We start from the raw sequence: 19,720 nt of genomic DNA on the forward strand, positions 1-19,720 counted from the left end.
GGCCCTGGTTGGACTCATCGACCAGGCCATAGCCGAAGCGCACGATGCGCGGCTTGAAGTCCTGGGCCATGGCCTGGCCCGTGGCGGCCAGCGTGGTGACGGCGGCCATCAGGCCGGCGAGTGCAAAGGGAATACGCATGTTCATCTCCTTGGGTTGTAGTGAGGGATCAATGCATCCAGCGCAGGGGGGCCAGGATGATTTGCGGAAAAATCACGAAAAGCACGGCAAGCAGCACATAGACCATCAGGAACGGGTTCGTGCCCTTGATCACGGTCTCCATGCGCAGCCGGCCCACGCCGGCCACCACGTTCTGCACCGTTCCCACGGGCGGCGTGATCAGGCCGATGCAGCCCACATAGATGAACATGAAGCCGAAGTAGATGGGATCGATGCCGGCCTTGACGGCCAGCGGCGCGCACACAGGGCCGAAGATCAGGATGGTTGGCGTCAGGTCCATGGCCGTGCCCACCACCAGCAGGAACAGCATCATCGTGGCCATGAACAGCACGGGACTGCCCAGCAGGCCCGAGAAGCTGTCGGCCAGCATGTTGGGCAGGTCCGCCAGGGTGATCATGTAGGCCGTCACCGTGGCGGCGCCGCACAGGAACATGACCACGGCCGTGGTCTTGGCGGCGGCCAGGAACACGGCGTACAGACGGCTCCATGTCATCTCGCGGTAGATCACCATGGACACGAACAGCGCGTAGACGGCTGCGACCACGGCCGCCTCGGTGGGCGTGAACACGCCGCCCTTGAGGCCGCCCAGGATGATGACGGGCATCATCATGGCCCAGAAGCTCTTGGCCAGTGCCTTCAGACGCGGGCCCCAGGCCATGCGCTCGCCGCGCGACAGGTCGTATTTGCGGGCGATGGACCACCAGGCAAAGATCAGGAACACGCCCATGATCAGGCCCGGCACCACGCCCGACAGGAACAGCTTGCTGATCGAGGTGTTGGTCGTCACGCCGTAGATCACGAAGGGCATGGACGGCGGAATGATGGGCGCGATGATGCCGCCCGAGGCGAGCAGGCCTGCGCTGTAGCTGTCGGGATACTTCTGGTCGCGCATCATGGGCAGCAGGATGGTGGCCAGGGCGGCGGTATCGGCAATGGCCGAGCCGCTCATGGACGCCAGCAGCACCGCCGCGCCAATGGCCACATAGCCCAGGCCGCCACGGATATGGCCCACATAGGCCCGCGCCAGGTCGATGATGCGGCGCGACAGGCCGCCTGCATTCATCAGCTCGCCGGCCAGGATGAAGAAGGGCACGGCCAGCAGCGGGAAGTTGTCGAAGCCGGCCTGCAGGTTCTGCGCAAGCAGCTGCGAGTCGAAGAAGTCCAGATGCCACATCAGCGCCACGCCGGTCAGCACCAGCGCCTGGGCGATGGGCATGCCGATCACCATGCCGCCAATTAGCACGGCCAGAAAGATCAGGGTCACAACCATGGTGCGTACTCCTTACTCGACCGTCGTTTCGGCATGGTTTTCTGCCGGCGCGCCGCGGCGCAGGTCGCGCAGCGTCACCACCAGCAGGCCCACGGCCAGCACCAGGGTGGCCGCGGCGCCCAGGGCCAGCGGGTAGCCCAGCACCGTGCTGTAGCTGTTCAGTCCGGCCTCCACCTGGGCCCAGGAGCCCCACAGCAGCAGGCCCATGCAGACCAGGACCAGTGCCTGCGACACCCAGAACAGCGCCTTGCGCGCGCCAGGCCCCACGCGGGAGGTCACGAGGTCGAAGCCCAGGTGGCTGCCCTCGAAAGCGGCCACGATGGCGCCAATGGCCACCAGCCAGACGAAGAGCAGGCGCGAGATTTCCTCATAGGAAACGATGCTGGTGTGGAACACATAGCGCAGCACCACGTTGATGAACACGGCAATGACCATGCCGGCCAGGGCCAGCACCATCAGCACCTCGGCAAAGTGCTGCAGGCGCGGCTTGGGCCGGACTGCGGGGGAATCGGATTGCATGGGGCTTGTCTCCTGGCGTTATGGGTTTTGGGAGAAGGTGTCGGCCCGCGCCGCGGGCAGGATCTGCCAGCTTTGGGCGCGGTGCACGATGTCGGTCAGCGGCAGCGTGGCGTCCACGGACAGCACGGCGCATTCGCCATCAGGGCGTTCCAGCGTGGCGAACTGGTTGGCCACCAGCTCGGGCGAGAAGAAGTGGCCGGCGCGCTCCTGCACGCGCTGCAGCGCCGTGTCGTAGTTCAGGTCCAGGAACACGAAGCCCACGGCACCGGCCGGGCCGGCGGCACGCAGCCGGTCGCGGTACTTGCGCTTGAGGGCCGAGCAGGTCAGCACCACGCCCTGCCCCGGCATGGCCTGGGCCAGCAGCTGGGCCAGCCGGTCCAGCCAGCCGCTGCGGTCGTCGTCGGTCAGGGGGATGCCGGCCTGCATCTTGCGGATGCTTTCCTCGGCATGGTGGGCATCGCCCTCGTGCAGGGTCCAGCCCAGGGCATCGGCCAGGGCCTGCCCCACGCTGGACTTGCCGCAGCCGGAAACGCCCATGACGACCAGCGCCCGTGGGCGGGTGTCTGCGGGGGCGGCCTCGGTGGTTGTTGGGATAGCGCTATCCATATTCTTGCAAAAATTGGCAGACCAGGGTCTGCCTTGGATTTCGGTGTGCTTCAGAGGCCTTAGTCCGGGTTTACACGCAGGAGCAAGGGCCTTCGAATGATTGGGATAGCGCTATCATAATCTTCAACACTCCCGCCCCAGACCTAGGACAATCCCTTGGCCCGTCAGATTCCGCCTGCCTCCCCAGAATCGCCCTCCGCCGATGTTTCCGGCCCGGTCCTGCCCGCCACGGGCCGCGCACGCTCCTCGCGGGCCAGCGGGCGCATCACGCTCAGCGATGTGGCACAGGCCGCTGGCGTCAGCCCCATGACGGTCTCGCGCGCCCTGCGCGGCGAGCGCCGCGTGGACCCGGCCCTGGTCGAGAAAATCCGCACGGCCGCCGCACAGATGGGCTACGTGCCCGACCCCGCCGCTCGCGCCCTGGCCTCGCAGAAAAGCGCCCAGGTGCTGGTGCTGGTGCCCATGCTGTCCAACACCCTGTTCGTGGACCTGATCGAGGCGGTCCACAAGGTGCTGTTCTGCGCGGGCTACCACGCGCTGATCGGCGTGACCCACTACGACCGGGCCGAAGAAGAACAGCTGCTGCGCACCTACCTGCCCATGCGCCCGGCCGGCCTGCTGCTCACGGGTTTCGACCGCAGCCCCGCTGCGCGTGAACTGGTGCAGGCCAGCAAGGTTCCCTGCGTGCACCTGATGGAACTGGGCGGCGAGCCTGGTGCGCCCAGCGTGGGCTTTTCGCAGGCCGAGGCCGGATCCGCCATCACGCGGCACTTGATGGAGCGCGGGCACAGGCGCATTGCCTTTTGCGCAGGCCAGCTCGATGCCCGCGTGATGCAGCGCGCCGCGGGCTACCGCCATGCCCTGCAGGCGGCGGGCCTGCATGACCCCGCCCTGGAACTGCTCTGGCCCCGCCCCACGTCAATGGCGCTGGGCGCCGAGCTGCTCGACGCGGCCCTGCGCCTGGACCCTGCCGTCGATGCCCTGTTCTTCTGCAACGACGACATCGCCCAGGGTGCGCTGCTGGAGGCTCTGCGCCGGGGGATACGCGTGCCCGAGCAGATCGCCATCGCAGGCTTCAACGACCTGCCCGGCAGCGACCAGATGGTGCCGCCGCTGACCACCATCCGCACGCCGCGCGGCCATATCGGCACCGAAGGTGCGCGCATGCTGCTGCAGCTGATGCGTGGGGAGGCCGTGGAGCCGCCCAGCGTGGATCTGGGCTACGAACTGGTGGTGCGGCAGAGCAGTTGAAGCGAAGAGGGCTTTGTGCGCCCTCCTCCGTGGCCATCAGCCCGGCAGCAGGCGGCGCAGGGTCTCGGCCAGATCCTCTGCCGCGAACTTGGCCACGTAGCCGTCCGCGCCAACGCTGCGCACATGGTCTTCGTTGGCCGATCCGGACAGCGAGGAATGGATGAGCACGGGAATGGAATGGAAGCGCGCGTCCTGCTTGATGTGGCGGGTAAGCGTGAAGCCGTCCATCTCGGGCATCTCCAGGTCGGTCAGCACCAGGGCGACCTTGTCGGCCACCGTCAGGCCCTCTGCCTGAGCACTGTCGGCAATGGCGTTGAGGCGGTCCCAGGCCTCCTTGCCGGACTTGAGCATTTCATACGGTGCCTGCAGGACCTTGAGCTCCTTCTCGATCAGCGAGCGCGCCACGAAGGAATCATCGGCGGCCAGCACGATGGCGCCGGGCTTGAGCTTGAGCCTGGCGCCCACTTTTTCCGGCGTGATTTCCTGGGCGTCGGTGGGAGACACCAATTGCAGGATGGCCTCCACATCCAGCACCTGGGCCAGGCGCGAGTTGTCGGTGTCGCCATCCAGGCGGGCGATGCTGGTGACCAGCTTGCCGCCGGTGCCGCTGGCCTCGGCCGACAGCACCTGCTTCCAGTCCAGGCGCACGATGTCCTCGACGGACTCCACCGCGAATGCCTGGGTGGTGCGCGCATATTCGGTGACCAGCATGATGTTCAGGCCGGTCTGGGGCTTGCAGCCCATGATGGCGGGAAGATTCAGCACCGGGATCACCTGCCCGCGCAGGTTTGCCACACCCAGCGAATGGGCCGTGCCCCCCGCGATGGGCGTGATGTGCGGCATGGCCACGATTTCGCGAACCTTGAACACATTGATCCCGAACAGCTCGGACTGGCCCAGGCCGGAGTCGCTGCCCAGCCGGAACAGCAGCAGCTCGAACTTGTTGTTGCTGGTGAGGTTGGTGCGCTCGTCGATCTCTCTTTGAGCTGCCTTGGAATTGAGGTTCATGCCGGTCCTGGAGAGTGACACATCTTTTTACAAATTCTAAAGCGAGCGCCTCGGATTTAGTAAGAATTTATTGCACCTGAGTCGGAACAGCAACGCCGGGCGGCCGGCGACATGCCTCATGCATGCCACCGCCCCGCCCCGCGGCGCAGGAATCACTCGAATTCCAGGATCACATCGTCCACGGCCAGCGAATCGCCCTTGCTGGCGCTGATCTTGCCGACCACGCCGTCCTGCGAGGCGAACAGGATGTTCTCCATCTTCATGGCCTCGATCACCGCCAGCTTCTCGCCCGCCTGCACCTTCTGGCCCGGCTGCACGGCCACGTCCACCAGCAGGCCCGGCATGGGCGACAGCAGGAACCTGGACAGATCCGGCGGCGCCTTGTAGGGCATGAGGCGGTGCAGTTCGCCGCCGCGCGGCGAGAGCACCAGGGCGTCGATCTGCGTGCCGTTGTGGATGACGCGCAGGGCCAGCGGGTTTCGGGCCGTGCCGCGCTCGACCTGGGCCGTGAAGGGCTTGCCGTTGCAGCTGCCCTGCACGCACATGGCACGCATGGGGGTCTCGCTGCGGAAGGTGTAGGGCTTGCCATCCACCGTGACGGTGCTGGCGCGGCTTTCGGCGTCGAAGTCCGAGACCTGCACGGCGCGGTACTGGTGCTGGCCTTCGGCGCCCAGCACGACCACGCAGTAGTCGGCCGAGACCTTGAGCTCGTGCCCCCGCATCTGGCCGCTGATGGTGGCGGCGCGCGCGCGGTAGCGGCGGTTCATGTGGCCGGCCAGGGCGACCAGGAAGTCCGGGTCGCTGTGAGGCACGTCCTCGGCGTGGAAGCCGTGGGAGTAGTGCTCGGCGATGAAGCCGGTGTTGAAGTCGCCGCTCTTGAACTTGGGATGAGCCAGCAGCGCGGCCTGGAACGGGATGTTGGAGCTGATGCCCCGGATCACGAAGGCATTGAGCGCCTCGCGCATCTTGGCGATGGCGTCGTTGCGGTCGCTGCCGTGCACGATGAGCTTGGCGATCATCGAGTCGTAGAACATCGGAATTTCGCCGCCCTCATAGACGCCCGTATCCACGCGCACGCCGTGCAGGTGGCCGGTGTCGGCCTGCCACATGGTCTGCTCGGGCGGCGCAAAGCGCACCAGGCGGCCCGTGGAGGGCAGGAAGTTGCGGAACGGGTCCTCGGCGTTGATGCGGCACTCGATGGCCCAGCCATTGCGCTTGACGTCTTCCTGCGCGATGGCCAGCTTCTCGCCAGCGGCCACGCGGATCATCTGCTCGACCAGGTCCAGGCCGGTGATGCACTCGGTCACCGGATGCTCCACCTGCAGGCGGGTGTTCATTTCCAGGAAGTAGAAATCCTGGTCCTTGCCGACCACGAATTCCACCGTGCCCGCGCTCTGGTAGCCCACGGCCTTGGCCAGGGCCACGGCCTGCTCGCCCATGGCGCGGCGCGTGGCGTCGCTGATGAAGGGGGACGGCGCCTCTTCGATCACCTTCTGGTGCCGGCGCTGGATGGAGCATTCGCGCTCGTTCAGGTAGATCACGTTGCCGTGGCCGTCGCCCAGCACCTGGATCTCGATGTGGCGCGGCTCCTGCACGAACTTCTCGATAAAGATGCGGTCGTCGCCAAAGCTGTTGCGTGCCTCGTTCTGGCAGCTGGCAAAGCCCTCGAAGGCTTCCTTGTCGTTGTAGGCCACGCGCAGGCCCTTGCCGCCGCCGCCGGCGCTGGCCTTGATCATCACGGGGTAGCCAATGCCCTTGGCGATTTCCACGGCGGCCTCGGGGCCGGCAATGGGGTCGTTGTAGCCTGGGATGGTGCTCACGCCGGCCTTGTCGGCCAGCTTCTTGGAGGCGATCTTGTCGCCCATGGCCGCAATGGCCGCGTGCTTGGGGCCGATGAAGGTGATGCCCTCTTCCTCCACGCGCCGGGCGAAGGCCTCGTTCTCGGACAGGAAGCCGTAGCCCGGGTGCACGGCCTGGGCGCCGGTCTGCTTGCAGGCGGCAATGATGCGGTCGGCCTGCAGGTAGGACTCGCGGCTCGGCGCGGCGCCGATGTGCACGGCCTCGTCGGCCAGCTTGACGTGGCGTGCCTCGCGGTCCGCATCGGAGTACACCGCCACGGTCTGTATGCCCATCTTGCGGGCGGTGGCGATGACGCGGCAGGCAATCTCGCCGCGGTTGGCAATCAGGATCTTCTTGAACATCTTCGCAGCCTGTTTTTTCTGGATTCGATCTTTGATATCAGGGCCTGGTCACAGAGGAATGTTTCCATGCTTGCGCCACGGATTTTCCAGCTGCTTGTTCTTGAGCATCTGCAGCGAGCGGCAGATGCGCTTGCGCGTCTCATGCGGCTGGATCACATCGTCGATGAAGCCGCGCGCGCCTGCCACGAAGGGGTTGGCGAAACGGGCCTTGTACTCGGCCTCGCGCGCTGCCAGCTTGGCTGGGTCGTTCTTGTCCTCGCGGAAGATGATCTCCACGGCGCCCTTGGCGCCCATCACGGCGATCTCGGCATGGGGCCAGGCCAAGTTGACGTCGCCGCGCAGGTGCTTGGAGGCCATCACGTCATAGGCGCCGCCGTAGGCCTTGCGCGTGATGACGGTGATTTTCGGCACCGTGGCCTCGGCATAGGCGTACAGCAGCTTGGCGCCGTGCTTGATGATGCCGCCGTACTCCTGGCTGGTGCCGGGCATGAAGCCGGGCACGTCCACGAAGGTGACCACGGGGATGTTGAAGGCATCGCAGAAACGCACGAAGCGCGCGGCCTTGATGGAGCTCTTGATGTCCAGGCAGCCGGCCAGCACCAGGGGCTGGTTGGCGACGATGCCCACGGTCTGCCCGTCCATGCGCGCGAAGCCGGTGATGATGTTCCTGGCGTAGTCGGGCTGCAGCTCGAAGAAGTCGCCGTCGTCCACGGTCTTGAGGATCAGCTCCTTCATGTCGTAGGGCTTGTTGGCGTTGTCGGGCACCAGGGTGTCCAGCGACTTGTCGGCGCGGTCCACGGGGTCCGAGGTGTAGCGCACGGGCGCCTTCTCGCGGTTGTTCAGCGGCAGGTAGTTGTAGAGGCGGCGCAGCATCATCAGCGCCTCCACATCGTTGTCGAAGGCCATGTCGGCCACGCCGCTGCGCGTGGTGTGGGTGATGGCGCCGCCCAGCTCCTCGGCCGTGACCTCCTCGTGCGTCACGGTCTTCACGACCTCGGGGCCGGTGACGAACATGTAGCTGCTGTCCTTGACCATGAAGATGAAGTCCGTCATGGCGGGCGAATACACGGCGCCGCCCGCGCAGGGGCCCATGATCATGGAGATCTGCGGCACCACGCCGCTGGCCAGCACGTTCTTCTGGAACACGTCGGCATAGCCGCCCAGGGAGGCCACGCCTTCCTGGATGCGGGCGCCGCCCGAGTCGTTGAGGCCGATCACGGGGGCGCCGACCTTCATGGCCTGGTCCATGATCTTGCAGATCTTCTCGGCATGGGTCTCGGACAGCGCGCCGCCGAAGACGGTGAAGTCCTGGCTGAAGACGAAGACCAGGCGACCGTTGATCATGCCGTAGCCGGTGACCACGCCGTCGCCGGGGATCTTGCTGTTTTCCATGCCGAAGTCGGTGCAGCGGTGCTCGACGAACATGTCCCATTCCTCGAAGGTGCCGTCGTCCAGCAGCAGCTCGATGCGCTCTCGCGCCGTGAGCTTGCCCTTCTTGTGCTGTGCGTCTATGCGCTTTTGGCCGCCACCCAGGCGGGCCTGTTCGCGCTTTGTCTCCAGTTGATCCAGGATGTCTTGCATGCTGCGATTCCTCTAACGTCTAACGGTACGGGTTGCTGGTGTTGTCTTGTCTGCGGTCACTGCGGCGCTGCGGCGGGTGCTGCCGCTGGCGCTGAAGCCGGCGCCATTGCGGGCCCGGCCTGCGCCTGCAGCAGGTTTCTGGCGGCCGTGCTGGCCGCGATCCGCCCTGCTGCCACGTCGGCCTGCAGTTGGGGCAGCAGCGCCCGCACCTGCGGATGCTGCCGGAAGGCCTGCTTGAGGCCGGAGTCGATGCGCTCCCACATCCAGGACAGGGCCTGGCGTTCGCGGCGCAGCGCCAGGCGGCCGTTGGCCTGCTGCAGGCGGCGGAACTCCTCCACCGCGCTCCAGAAGCCGTCAACGCCCTCTTGCTTGAGCGCGCTGATGGTGATGACCCTGGGCTGCCACAGGCGCTCGTCGTGGTGGGCGTGCTCGGGATTGCCGTGCATGCCCAGCAGGCGCAGGCTGGAGGTGATCTGGGCCTGCGCGCGCGTGGCGGCATGGGGATCGATGTCGGCCTTGTTGATGACGACCAGGTCGGCCAGCTCCATCACGCCCTTCTTGATGGCCTGCAGGTCATCGCCCGCATTGGGCAGTTGCAGCAGGCAGAACATGTCGCACATGCCCTGCACGGCGATCTCGCTCTGGCCCACGCCCACGGTCTCGACGATGACCACATCGTAGCCAGCCGCCTCGCAGACCAGCATGGCCTCGCGGGTTTTCTCGGCCACGCCGCCCAGGGTGCCGCTGCTGGGGCTGGGGCGGATGTAGGCGTCCAGGTGGACGGACAACTGCTCCATGCGCGTCTTGTCGCCAAGGATGGAGCCGCCCGACACGGTGGATGAGGGGTCGATGGCCAGCACCGCCACCCGCAGGCCGCGTGCGATGAGGAACAGGCCCAGCGTTTCGATGAAGGTGCTCTTGCCCACGCCCGGCACGCCGCTGATGCCCAGGCGGAAAGACCCGCCCGTATGCGGCAGCAGGGCCGTGAGCAGCACATCGGCCGCCGCACGGTGGTCGGCGCGCGTGGATTCCAGCAGGGTGATGGCCTTGGCCATGGCCCGGCGCTGAACGGCGGGGTTGCCGTTCAGGATGCCGTCTTGCATTTGCTCGGGAGTCACTGCGGCGGGCTCAGAGGCTGTTGGCCTGGCGGATCTGTTCGAGCACATCCTTGGCGCTGGCCGGAATGGGGGTGCCCGGACCATAGACGCCCTTGACGCCGGCGTTGTAGAGGAAGTCGTAGTCCTGCGCGGGAATCACGCCGCCCACGAAGACGATGATGTCGTCCGCGCCCTGGCGGCGCAGCTCCTCGATGATGGCCGGCACCAGGGTCTTGTGGCCGGCCGCCAGCGTGGACACGCCCACGGCGTGCACGTCGTTCTCGATGGCCTGGCGCGCGCATTCCTCGGGCGTCTGGAACAGCGGGCCCATGTCCACGTCGAAGCCCAGGTCGGCAAAGGCCGTGGCCACCACCTTGGCGCCGCGGTCATGGCCGTCCTGGCCGAGCTTGGCGATCATCACGCGCGGGCGTCGGCCCAACTGCTCGGACGATGCATCTATCTCGCCCTTGAGCTTTTCCCAGCCCTCGGCCGAGTCGTAGGCTGCTGCATACACGCCGGTCACCTTCTGCGTATCGGCGCGGTGGCGCCCGAAAACCTTCTCCAGAGCGTCCGAGACCTCGCCCACCGTGGCGCGCAGGCGCACGGCCTGGATGGCCAGGTCCAGCAGGTTGCCCTCGCCGCTTTCGGCGGCCTGGGTCAGCGCCTGCAGGGCGGCCTCGACCTTGGCCGCATCGCGGCTGGCCTTGATCTGGTTCAGGCGTGCGATCTGGCTGTCGCGCACCTTGACGTTGTCCACCTCGAGGATGTCGATGGCGTCTTCCTTGGCCAGCTTGTACTTGTTGACGCCGACGATGACATCCTTGCCCGAGTCGATGCGCGCCTGCTTCTCGGCGGCGGCGGCCTCGATCTTGAGCTTGGCCCATCCCGAATCCACGGCGGCGGTCATGCCGCCCATGGCCTCGACCTCCTCGATGATCTTCCAGGCGGCGTCGGCCATGTCCTGGGTCAGCTTTTCCATCATGTAGCTGCCGGCCCAGGGGTCGATCACATTGGTGATGTGGGTCTCTTCCTGGATGATCAGCTGCGTGTTGCGCGCAATGCGAGCCGAGAACTCGGTGGGCAACGCAATGGCTTCGTCGAAACTGTTGGTGTGCAGGCTCTGCGTGCCGCCGAAGACGGCGGCCATGGCCTCGATGGTGGTGCGCACCACGTTGTTGTAGGGGTCCTGCTCGGTCAGCGACCAGCCCGAAGTCTGGCAGTGCGTGCGCAGCATCAGGCTCTTGGCCTTCTTGGCGCCGAAGCCCTTCATGATGCGGCACCACAGCAGGCGGGCCGCGCGCATCTTGGCGATCTCCAGGTAGAAATTCATGCCGATGGCCCAGAAGAAGGACAGCCGGCCCGCGAAATCGTCCACATCCATTCCCTTGGCCGTGGCGGTCTTGACGTACTCCTTGCCGTCGGCCAGCGTGAAGGCCAGTTCCAGCGCCTGGTTGGCGCCCGCCTCCTGCATGTGGTAACCCGAGATCGAGATCGAGTTGAACTTGGGCATGTTCCTGCTCGTGTACTCGATGATGTCGCCGATGATGCGCATCGACGGCTGGGGCGGGTAGATATAGGTGTTGCGGACCATGAACTCCTTGAGGATGTCGTTCTGTATGGTCCCCGACAGCTGGTCCTGGGCCACGCCCTGCTCCTCGGCCGCCACCACGTAGCCGGCCAGCACGGGCAGCACGGCGCCGTTCATGGTCATGGACACGCTGATCTTGTCCAGCGGGATCTGGTCGAACAGCACCTTCATGTCCTCGACCGAATCGATGGCCACGCCGGCCTTGCCCACGTCGCCCGTCACACGCGGATGGTCGCTGTCGTAGCCCCGGTGCGTAGCCAGGTCGAAGGCCACAGACACGCCCTGCCCGCCGGCGGCCAGCGCCTTGCGGTAGAAGGCGTTGGACTCCTCGGCCGTGGAAAAGCCCGCGTACTGGCGAATGGTCCAGGGCCGGCCCGCGTACATGGTGGCCTGCGGGCCGCGGATGTAGGGCTCGAAGCCTGGCAGGCTATCCGTATGGGGCAGGTTGGCCGTGTCTGCCGCCGTGTACAGCGGCTTGACGTCGATGCCGTCGGGCGTGGTCCAGTGCAGTGCCTGGATGTCGCCCCCGGGAGCGGCCTTGGCGGCCGCCTGGGCCCATTTCTGCAGGTCGGCAGTTGCGAATTCCTGGCCGTTCTGCGCTGTCGGATGGTCTTGTCTCATGTTCTCAGGCTCGTGAATGACAGGTGCCCTTGAGGGCATGCCCCAGAGCTGCCGCAGTTTACATCATTCATAATTATTCATTCAAAATATCTTTGCCGATACAATCCGGGCCACATGTCGACAAACACCCTCACTCCCCGCGCTCTCTACGAACAGGTTGCAGAGAAGCTGCGCCTGCGCATCTTCGAGCACGAGCTGGCGCCCGGTGACTGGATCGACGAACTGAAGATTGCCGAGGAATACGGCATCAGCCGCACCCCGCTGCGCGAGGCCCTGAAGGTGCTGGCCGCCGAGGGCCTGGTCACCATGAAGGTGCGCCGTGGCGCCTATGTGACCGAGGTGTCGTCCAAGGACATTGCCGATGTCTATCACCTGCTGAGCCTGCTGGAATCCGATGCCGTTCAGGTGGTGGCCGAATCGGGCAGCGACGAAGAGCTTGCCGCCCTGCAGCAGACCCACGAGGAACTCAAGGCGCAGACGCGCGATGCAGACCGCTTCTTCGAACTCAACGAAAGCTTTCACATGCAGCTGCTGCAGATTGCCGACAACCGCTGGCGCAACCAGCTGGTGGCCGACCTGCGCAAGGTGATGAAGCTCAACCGCCACAAGTCGCTGTTCAAGCAGGGCCGCATCGAGGATTCGCTGGCCGAGCACGAGACCGTCATGCAGGCCCTGCTGCGCCGCGATGGCGCTGCAGCGGCCCAGGCCATGCGTCAGCATTTTCAGAACGGCCTGGCTGCGGCGTCCTGAAGCCTGCCGTTCGGCGCTCTTGCACAGCCGGCACCCTCTGGCGCGGCCATGACGCGCAGGCGGCCGCCCCGTCTGGAATCGGGCCCGGTGTGCAACGGTGGCGACGTAGGCAGACATGCGGCTCCTGGTTGGTTTCAGAGTGGACACCCGAAAACGCTGCAGTGCAGCATAAACGCGTGCGCCGCGCCCTCTCATGTCCGAAGCTGACGCCAGGGCCTGCGGAAAGCCCCGGCTATCATCGGCGGCTACATCCACTTCGGCCTGCACCCTCCTCGCATGAGCATCCAAGACCCAGCCCGCGCCCCTTCCCTGGCCATGAGCCTGCCAGCCGATGCCAGCATGGCCACGGCCTCCACCCTGGTGGAAATGCTGGCCCTGCGCGTGCAGCAGACGCCCGCAGGCGAGGCCTACCGGGCCTATGACGAGGATGTGCGCAGCTGGAAGACCCTGAACTGGGCACAGGCCGGCGAGCGCGTGGCCCTCTGGGCGCAGGCGCTCGCCGCGCAGCAGCTGCCGGCAGGATCGCGCATCGCCATCCTGCTGCCCAACGGACTGGACGCCATGTCCATCGACCTGGCCAGCCTGCGCTGCGGCCATGTGCCCGTGCCGCTGCACGCCATAGACAACGCGGGCAGCATTGCCTACATCCTGGCCAACGCCCAGGTGTCCATGCTGTTCGTGGCACAGCAATCCACTTGGGACAAGATCTGCGCCACAGGCCAGGCCCTGCCCGCGCTGCGCAAGGTGGTCGTGGCGTCGGCCAAGCCGGCTTCCCGCGCCGCAGAGCCTGAAACCGAAGGCGATGCCGCCGTCCTGGAGGCACTTCGCCAGATCCCCGTGCAGCCGCTGGCCCAATGGCTCGCTGAAGGCGGCGCAGTCCCCCTGCCCCCGCCTCCTTCTGCCGAGGACCTGGCCGCCGTGGTCTACACCTCGGGCACCACGGGCAAGCCCAAGGGCGTGATGCTCACGCACCGCAACGTGGTCTCCAACGTGCAGGCCGTGATGCAGCGGCTGCAGCCTCGCAGCGACGATGTTTTCCTCTCCTTCCTGCCGCTGTCGCACACCTTCGAGCGCACGGCTGGCTACTACCTGGCGCTGGCCGTGGGCGCCTGCGTGGCCTATGCGCGCTCGGTGGCCCAGCTGGCCGAGGATCTCAAGACCCAGCGCCCCACGGTGCTGGTGTCCGTACCACGCATTTACGAGCGCGTGCACGCCAAGGTCATGGAGACGCTGGCCCGTGCACCGCTCAAGGCCCAGCTGTTCGAGCTGGCCCAGGCCAGGGGCTGGCAGCGCTTTTGTGAAACACAAGGCATTGCCGATGCGCAAGCGCCCCAGCCCGAAGTGCCGGGCTGGATGCAATGGCTGCCCTGGCCGGTGCTCAACCACCTAGTGGCCAAGCCGCTGCTGGCCCAGTTCGGTGGCCGCGTGCGCGTGGCCGTCAGTGGCGGCGCGCCGCTGTCGCCGACGATTGCGCGCTGTTTTCTGGGCTTGGGCCTGCCGCTGATCCAGGGCTATGGAATGACGGAAACCTCGCCCGTGGTCTGTGCCAACACGCTGGAGGACAACCACCCCGCCACCGTGGGCCACGCCTTGCCCGGCGTGGAGGTGCGGATTGGCGAGAACCGGGAGCTGCAGGTGCGTGGCCCCTGCGTGATGCGCGGCTATTGGGAGCGCCCCGAAGACACCGCCAAGACCTTCACCGACGACGGCTGGCTGCGCACGGGCGACCAGGCGGTGATCGAGGACGGGCGCGTGCGCATACAGGGACGCATCAAGGAAATCATCGTCACCTCCACCGGCGAGAAGATTCCACCGGCCGACCTGGAGCTGGCCATTACCGGCGACCCGTTCTTCACCCAGGTCTTTGTCGTGGGCGAAGACCGCCCTTTCATCGCCGCCGTGGCCGTCATCGAGCGCGGCGAATGGCAGACCATGGCCCGGCGCCTGGGCCTGGATCCCGAAGACCCCAAGAGCCTGAACCACTCCGCCGCCGAACGCGAGGCACTGGCACGCATCGAAAAACAGGTGGCCAGCTTTGCCCGCTATGCCGTGCCACGCGCCGTGCATCTGGAGCTGGAGCCCTGGACCATAGAAAACGGGCTGATGACGCCTACGCTGAAGCTCAAGCGCAACAACCTCATGACGCGGTTCGAGTCGCAGATCGCCGCCATGTACAGCAAGCCTGCCGAGCGCTGGCAAGGCCGCAGCAGCGCGGGCTGACCCCCTGTTCCTGATAAGCAGCCGCCGCTCAAAACGGCGGCTTTTTTTATTTTTGATATCGATTCAATTTATGTAAGTTACATTGAATTGATCAAAAGAAAGGAAGAGCGCACTGCGCACGCTCTTCCCGGGTCTGCGTCAAGCAGCTGCCAATGTCAGGCCAGGGCTCGCCATGCCGATCTCCTTCGCCGAGCTGATCTGGAACGTGGCCACCGCCTGTGCAAGCACCCGCGCCTGCCGTTCCAGGCTGGCTGCAGCGGCTGCCGACTCTTCCACCAAGGCGGCATTCTGTTGCGTGACCTGGTCCATCTGGGAGACGGCCTGGGTGATCTGCCCCAGGCCACCGCTTTGCTCCACGCTGGAGGCAGAGATGGCCTCGATCAGCGACGCTACCTCGCTCACCTGGGCTTCAATGGCATCCATGGCCTTGCCTGCTTCCCGGACCTGGTTGCCGCCCGTTCGCACCTTGTCGGTGGATGCCGTGATCAGTGCCTTGATCTCCCGCGCCGCTGCGGCGCTGCGCTGGGCCAGGGAGCGCACTTCCCCAGCCACCACGGCAAAGCCCCTGCCCTGCTCGCCAGCCCGCGCGGCCTCCACCGCTGCATTGAGCGCCAGGATATTGGTCTGGAAGGCAATGGAGTCGATCACGCCCGTGATCTCGGCAATCTTTCCGCTGCTGGCCGAGATTTCGTCCATGGTGCCGATGACCCTGGCGACTGCGCCGCCGCCCACGCCGGCCACCTCCTTGGCACGCACGGCCAGGGCGCTGGCCTGCCGCGCGTTCTCGGAACTCTGGCCCACGTTGCCGGCCAGCTGCTCCATCGACGCCGCCGTCTCCTGCAGGCTGGAGGCCTGGTGCTCGGTGCGGCTGCTCAAATCCTGGTTGCCGGCAGCGATCTGGCTGGACGCCGTGGTCACCGACTCCACGCCGCGCCGCACATCGCCAACGATGTTTGCCAGCGACTCGCGCATGGCGCTCATGGAGCGCAGCAAGTCGCCGACCTCGTCACGCCCAGTGGCCTGGATTTCCGAAGCCAGGTCGCCCTGCTCGATGTGCCGGGCCACTTCCACGGCCGACTTCAAGGGCACCGTGATGGAGCGCGTGACCATGTAGCCCAGGGCCACGGCCAGGATGACGGCAGCCGCCACAAAACCGTAGATCAGCATCTGCGACCGCGCAAAAACCTCCCTGGAGTCCCCATAGACATCCTCCGACGTCTTGAGCTGCAGCTCGACCAACTCGCCGATCTTGGCGCTGATGGGGTCGATGCTGGCATACAGCGCGCCGTCGAACTCATCCAGGCTGCCGGCCTTCTTGCCGTCCAGCTGCTTGAGGCGCTGCAGCAGTTTGTCGATGCTCTGGTTGGCAGGCGCGAACAGTGCCTGGGCCTGCTTGGCCAGCACGGCCTCCTGCGCTGTGAGCTGGGTGGACGAGTAGCTGCGCCAGGCGGCCTCGATCGCGGGCAGCGTGCCCGAGATGCTGGCCGATGCCTCCTGTGCCGTGATCAGGCCCGCATTGGCTTTATTGACCGTGTCTATGACGTTGACGGCATAGGCATCCGCAATCTGCTTGAGCTGCTTGAGTGGAACCACACGGTCCTGGTACAGGGTCTCCGTGCCCGAAAACACATGGCCCAGCGCCCTTGCGCCGACGCCACCTACGGCCATCAGGCAGACCAGCAGGACAAGAAAGACGGCTGTAAGCCGGGTACCGATACGCACATCGCTGAGTTTTTTCATCGCAGAACCTCTGGCCCAGTGCTGCCGTCGGTATAGGCCATCGCTATCGCATCCAGGCAGTCACATTAGCTGCCTTATCGGTAGCGGTGGCCGGTTTCTTGAGAGACAAAACTCAATAAGTTCCGCGGGATGTGTAAAGACACACGCCACAGTGCGGATGCCCAGCCCCTGCCCTCAACCCCGTTGCCAGGCCAACCCATCCAAGGCACGGCCAATCCATTCATGTAAGTTACATTGATATCGTCAAAAAAATGGCCCGTGAAAGCACGAGCCATTTCCATTCACACGTAGACGTCGACCACGCCACCCAGTCCGGGCGCCTTGTTGCTCTTCGGCTGGGAAGGCGACTTGGCTTCGGCCGCCTGCTGCTGCTCGCGCTGCTTGTCGATCTGGGCCTGCTGCCTGGCGCGCATGAGCGCCTCGATCTGGCTTTGCACCATCATGATCTGCGACTGCAGCAGCTTGGCCTTCGTCTGCTTGGCCTTGGCGTCGATGTTCTCGGAAGACACTTCCTTGAGCGCCTGCTGCAGCTCCTTGAGCTTGCGCTGCAACGCAACGATGTCATTGCCGCCGGAGGATGAAGCGGCTCCCGAGGCGGAAGCCGATGTGGAGGATGAGACTTGCATGCCTCATACATCGTCCACCGCCGCACAAACTGAAGGCCGAAAACACGCCTGCCCCGCCAGTAGTCACCCCAGCCAATGCCGCAGCGCTCCCGCCGATGCAATGCCGATCAGCACCGTCGGCAGAATGGGCAGCCGGCTCGCGGCCACCAGCGTCACCACCAGGGCCAGCAGATCGGCCGGCCGCTCGGACACAAACGCCGGGGCAATCACCGAGATCAGCACGCAGCCCGGCAGGCTTTCCATCACGTACTGCATGCGCGGGCTCAGCGTGCGCCCGCGCAGCAGCAGGTAGCCGATCACCCGCGTGAAATACGTGCTGCACGCCATGAGCACCAGCGTCAGCAAGGTTGTGGCTTCCATCGCTCAGCTCCTGGGCGCCAGCAAGGCCGCGCAGACCAGGCCCGAAACGGCGCCGGCCGCCACGTACCAGGCGCCAGGCACCAGCTTGTAGACCAGGGCCGCCGTCAGCAGGCTCACCAGCCAGGGCCGGCAAGGCCTGACGCCCTTCCACATGCCGCGCAGCAGCACCAGAAACACGGCGGTGAACGCCATGTCGAAGCCGTACTGCTCCAGGTCGCCAATGCGCGGCCCCAGAAACGCACCGGCCGCCGTGCACGACACCCATGCCATGTACAAGCCTGCCGACACGCCCATGTAGTAAGGCAGGCTCAGGCGCCGGGCGGCACTGCGCTGCGCGTCTGCCAGGGCCAGCGCCCAGCTTTCGTCGCACATGAAGAACAGGGCCGGCAGCGCACGGCGCCTGGGCAGATGGCGCAGATAGGGCGCCAGTGCCGCCCCCATCAGGATGTGCCGGCAATTGACCAGGAAGGACATGGCGACGATCAGCAGCGCATGCGGCGGCGAGGTCCACAGCCGTATGGCCGTGAACTCCGAGCCGCCGCCGAAGTTCATCCCGGTCATGAGAGGAACCTCCAGCGGTGCCAGCCCCTTTTGCACGGCCTGGGCGCCCAGCACCAGGGCAAAGGGCACGAAACCCAGCATCACGGGAATCGCATCCCTGAAGCCGCGAAAGGCCTCGGAACTGCGGGAGACGGAATCTGCCGAAACGGCAGCGGGGGAAAGTGGAATGGATGAAGACATGGAGAGCGGCGATTGTCGGCCTGCGCCGCTGGAATTTGCTGCCGATTCATGCTTCCACCAGCCATATAACGGCCGTTTATGCCGATCTATTCGAGCAACTGGAAATAATCTGCCGCACAAGCGCTGCACAAGCGCCGCTCAACCCATTTCCATGGCTGGTGGCGCTCCTCGGACGGCCGCGACTTCCCTCCTGACATTTCACGAAACCCAACAGCCATTGGCTCCCGCCATGCTGCAGTGCGTCGCAAACGGCTGTGCCGTCCAGGGCGGCGGCGGGACCATGAAGCCCTCATCACTTCGCTTCACCTGAAAGGTTCCCCATGCGCACTTCCCACTTCAACCGCTTCATCGCCCTGACCGCCCTCAGCCTGGGCCTGGCAGGCACCGCCCTCGCCCAGGACGCCACGCCCTCCTCCACTGCTGCCCCTACCGACCTCAGCCGAGCCCAGGTGCTGGCCGACCTGGAAATGTGGCACCGCGCCGGACTCACCTATGTCTCGGACCGCGAGATCGATGTCCGCTCCACCGAATACCAGCGCGGCCTGGAGCGCTACCAGCAACTGCGCGCCAGCCCCGCCTACCGTGAGGCCGTAGCAAGGCTGGAGAAGGGACATGCGGTGGCCCAGGACAAGTGAGCTTGAAGGCGGCCCGTGGCGGATCTGGGGAGCTGAAAGCCACCGGCGGATCTGGATAACCCTGATACCGTCCCCGGCACCCTCGCGTCACACGGTCAACCGGTGTTTCTGCAATAATTGCCGCAACAATCATTGCGCAGTCAATTATTTCACCCGCAGACACCATGACCCAGCCTCCCCTGCCCAACGGCCTGCAGCCCTCGGACTTCTACAGCCCAGGCAGCTACACGCCCTTCGAGAGCGTGGGGTTCCTCATGCGCAAGGTGCTCAGCTCCATCCTCCAGCAGGCCGATGCGCAGTTGGCCGAGCATGAGCTGACCTATGTGCAGTGGCTGCCGCTGTACAAGCTGCTGCTGTGCAGCGACGCCACGAATGCCGGCATGGCGCGTGACCTGGGGCTGGACCCGGCCTCCATCACGCGGGCGCTTGATCGGCTCGAATCCAAGGGCATGCTGCGGCGCGAGCGCTCCACGGTGGACCGGCGCGTGGTCAAGCTGGTGCTGACCGATGAAGGCCGTGCCATGGCGGCCAAGGTGCCGCAGGTGCTGTCCAGCGTGATGAATGCCCACATGGCCGGCTTCAGCCATGACGAGTCGCGCCAGCTGCTGGACATGCTTCGCCGCCTGCTGACCAATGGCGATGCGATGCGCGCGCCGGAGGCTGCGCCGCCGGCCCCTGCGCCTGCCACGCCTGTCGGCTGACAGCGCCAGCGCCCTTTTCCCGCCCCG

The 19,720-nt window shown here is 65.8% G+C and carries 17 protein-coding genes and 1 pseudogene; 5 read left to right on the forward strand and 13 right to left on the reverse strand.

What is annotated here, in order from left to right:
• From JHD82_RS14590 to JHD82_RS14605, 4 genes and pseudogenes are all read right to left on the reverse strand, one after another.
• Positions 1–139, reverse strand: a pseudogene (locus JHD82_RS14590) (TRAP transporter substrate-binding protein); the annotation flags it as partial.
• 28 nt (positions 140–167) lie between these two features.
• On the reverse strand, positions 168–1,448 hold the full coding sequence (locus tag JHD82_RS14595; RefSeq protein ID WP_012205589.1) for a TRAP transporter large permease: 1,281 nt from the start codon (positions 1,446–1,448) through the stop codon (positions 168–170).
• 12 nt (positions 1,449–1,460) lie between these two features.
• Positions 1,461–1,967, reverse strand: coding sequence for a TRAP transporter small permease (locus tag JHD82_RS14600; RefSeq protein ID WP_012205588.1), 507 nt, complete (start codon positions 1,965–1,967; stop codon positions 1,461–1,463).
• 18 nt (positions 1,968–1,985) lie between these two features.
• Positions 1,986–2,573: a gluconokinase gene (locus tag JHD82_RS14605; protein WP_233174744.1), complete on the reverse strand. Its 588-nt coding sequence runs from the start codon at positions 2,571–2,573 to the stop codon at positions 1,986–1,988.
• 156 nt (positions 2,574–2,729) lie between these two features.
• On the opposite strand from JHD82_RS14605, the gene JHD82_RS14610 reads away from it, so the two are divergent.
• Positions 2,730–3,824 carry a LacI family DNA-binding transcriptional regulator gene (locus JHD82_RS14610; RefSeq protein ID WP_269848144.1) on the forward strand — a complete coding sequence of 365 codons (1,095 nt, stop codon included), beginning with the start codon at positions 2,730–2,732 and terminating at the stop codon, positions 3,822–3,824.
• Positions 3,825–3,860: 36 nt separating this feature from the next.
• Here JHD82_RS14610 and JHD82_RS14615 read toward each other — a convergent pair whose 3' ends face one another.
• From JHD82_RS14615 to scpA, 5 genes are all read right to left on the reverse strand, one after another.
• Positions 3,861–4,832, reverse strand: a complete 972-nt coding sequence (locus tag JHD82_RS14615; protein WP_012205585.1) for a chemotaxis protein — start codon at positions 4,830–4,832, stop codon at positions 3,861–3,863.
• A gap of 152 nt (positions 4,833–4,984) precedes the next feature.
• On the reverse strand, positions 4,985–7,033 hold the full coding sequence (gene accC / locus JHD82_RS14620; RefSeq protein ID WP_199137128.1) for an acetyl-CoA carboxylase biotin carboxylase subunit: 2,049 nt from the start codon (positions 7,031–7,033) through the stop codon (positions 4,985–4,987).
• Between the two features lie 48 nt (positions 7,034–7,081).
• On the reverse strand, positions 7,082–8,614 hold the full coding sequence (locus tag JHD82_RS14625; RefSeq protein WP_012205581.1) for an acyl-CoA carboxylase subunit beta: 1,533 nt from the start codon (positions 8,612–8,614) through the stop codon (positions 7,082–7,084).
• Between the two features lie 56 nt (positions 8,615–8,670).
• A complete protein-coding gene (gene meaB / locus JHD82_RS14630) occupies positions 8,671–9,717 on the reverse strand; it encodes a methylmalonyl Co-A mutase-associated GTPase MeaB (protein ID WP_100566316.1) in 1,047 nt (348 codons plus the stop codon).
• A 25-nt stretch (positions 9,718–9,742) separates the two neighbouring features.
• Positions 9,743–11,920 (reverse strand): methylmalonyl-CoA mutase, encoded by a 2,178-nt coding sequence (gene scpA, locus JHD82_RS14635; RefSeq protein WP_043781953.1) that lies wholly within the window; start codon positions 11,918–11,920, stop codon positions 9,743–9,745.
• Positions 11,921–12,034: 114 nt separating this feature from the next.
• Here scpA and JHD82_RS14640 point away from each other — a divergent pair, with 114 nt between their 5' ends.
• Complete coding sequence (locus JHD82_RS14640; protein WP_012205578.1) at positions 12,035–12,670, forward strand: GntR family transcriptional regulator; 636 nt, start codon at positions 12,035–12,037, stop codon at positions 12,668–12,670.
• Between the two features lie 276 nt (positions 12,671–12,946).
• On the forward strand, positions 12,947–14,890 hold the full coding sequence (locus tag JHD82_RS14645; protein ID WP_199137129.1) for a long-chain fatty acid--CoA ligase: 1,944 nt from the start codon (positions 12,947–12,949) through the stop codon (positions 14,888–14,890).
• A 138-nt stretch (positions 14,891–15,028) separates the two neighbouring features.
• Here the strand turns inward: JHD82_RS14645 and JHD82_RS14650 are convergent, their stop codons facing one another.
• From JHD82_RS14650 to JHD82_RS14665, 4 genes are all read right to left on the reverse strand, one after another.
• Positions 15,029–16,630, reverse strand: coding sequence for a methyl-accepting chemotaxis protein (locus JHD82_RS14650; RefSeq protein WP_012205576.1), 1,602 nt, complete (start codon positions 16,628–16,630; stop codon positions 15,029–15,031).
• A gap of 281 nt (positions 16,631–16,911) precedes the next feature.
• Positions 16,912–17,256 carry a FlxA-like family protein gene (locus tag JHD82_RS14655; RefSeq protein ID WP_012205575.1) on the reverse strand — a complete coding sequence of 115 codons (345 nt, stop codon included), beginning with the start codon at positions 17,254–17,256 and terminating at the stop codon, positions 16,912–16,914.
• A gap of 63 nt (positions 17,257–17,319) precedes the next feature.
• A complete protein-coding gene (locus JHD82_RS14660) occupies positions 17,320–17,616 on the reverse strand; it encodes an AzlD family protein (protein ID WP_012205574.1) in 297 nt (98 codons plus the stop codon).
• A 3-nt stretch (positions 17,617–17,619) separates the two neighbouring features.
• Positions 17,620–18,357: an AzlC family ABC transporter permease gene (locus JHD82_RS14665; RefSeq protein ID WP_199137130.1), complete on the reverse strand. Its 738-nt coding sequence runs from the start codon at positions 18,355–18,357 to the stop codon at positions 17,620–17,622.
• A gap of 320 nt (positions 18,358–18,677) precedes the next feature.
• On the opposite strand from JHD82_RS14665, the gene JHD82_RS14670 reads away from it, so the two are divergent.
• Both JHD82_RS14670 and JHD82_RS14675 read left to right on the forward strand, forming a co-directional pair.
• Positions 18,678–18,992, forward strand: a complete 315-nt coding sequence (locus JHD82_RS14670) for a DUF4148 domain-containing protein (protein WP_199137131.1) — start codon at positions 18,678–18,680, stop codon at positions 18,990–18,992.
• Positions 18,993–19,156: 164 nt separating this feature from the next.
• A complete protein-coding gene (locus JHD82_RS14675) occupies positions 19,157–19,693 on the forward strand; it encodes a MarR family winged helix-turn-helix transcriptional regulator (RefSeq protein WP_012205571.1) in 537 nt (178 codons plus the stop codon).
• The last annotated feature ends 27 nt before the right edge of the window (positions 19,694–19,720 follow it).

The sequence above is a fragment of the Delftia sp. ASV31 genome, assembly GCF_016428765.1.
GTDB lineage: Bacteria > Pseudomonadota > Gammaproteobacteria > Burkholderiales > Burkholderiaceae_C > Comamonas > Comamonas acidovorans.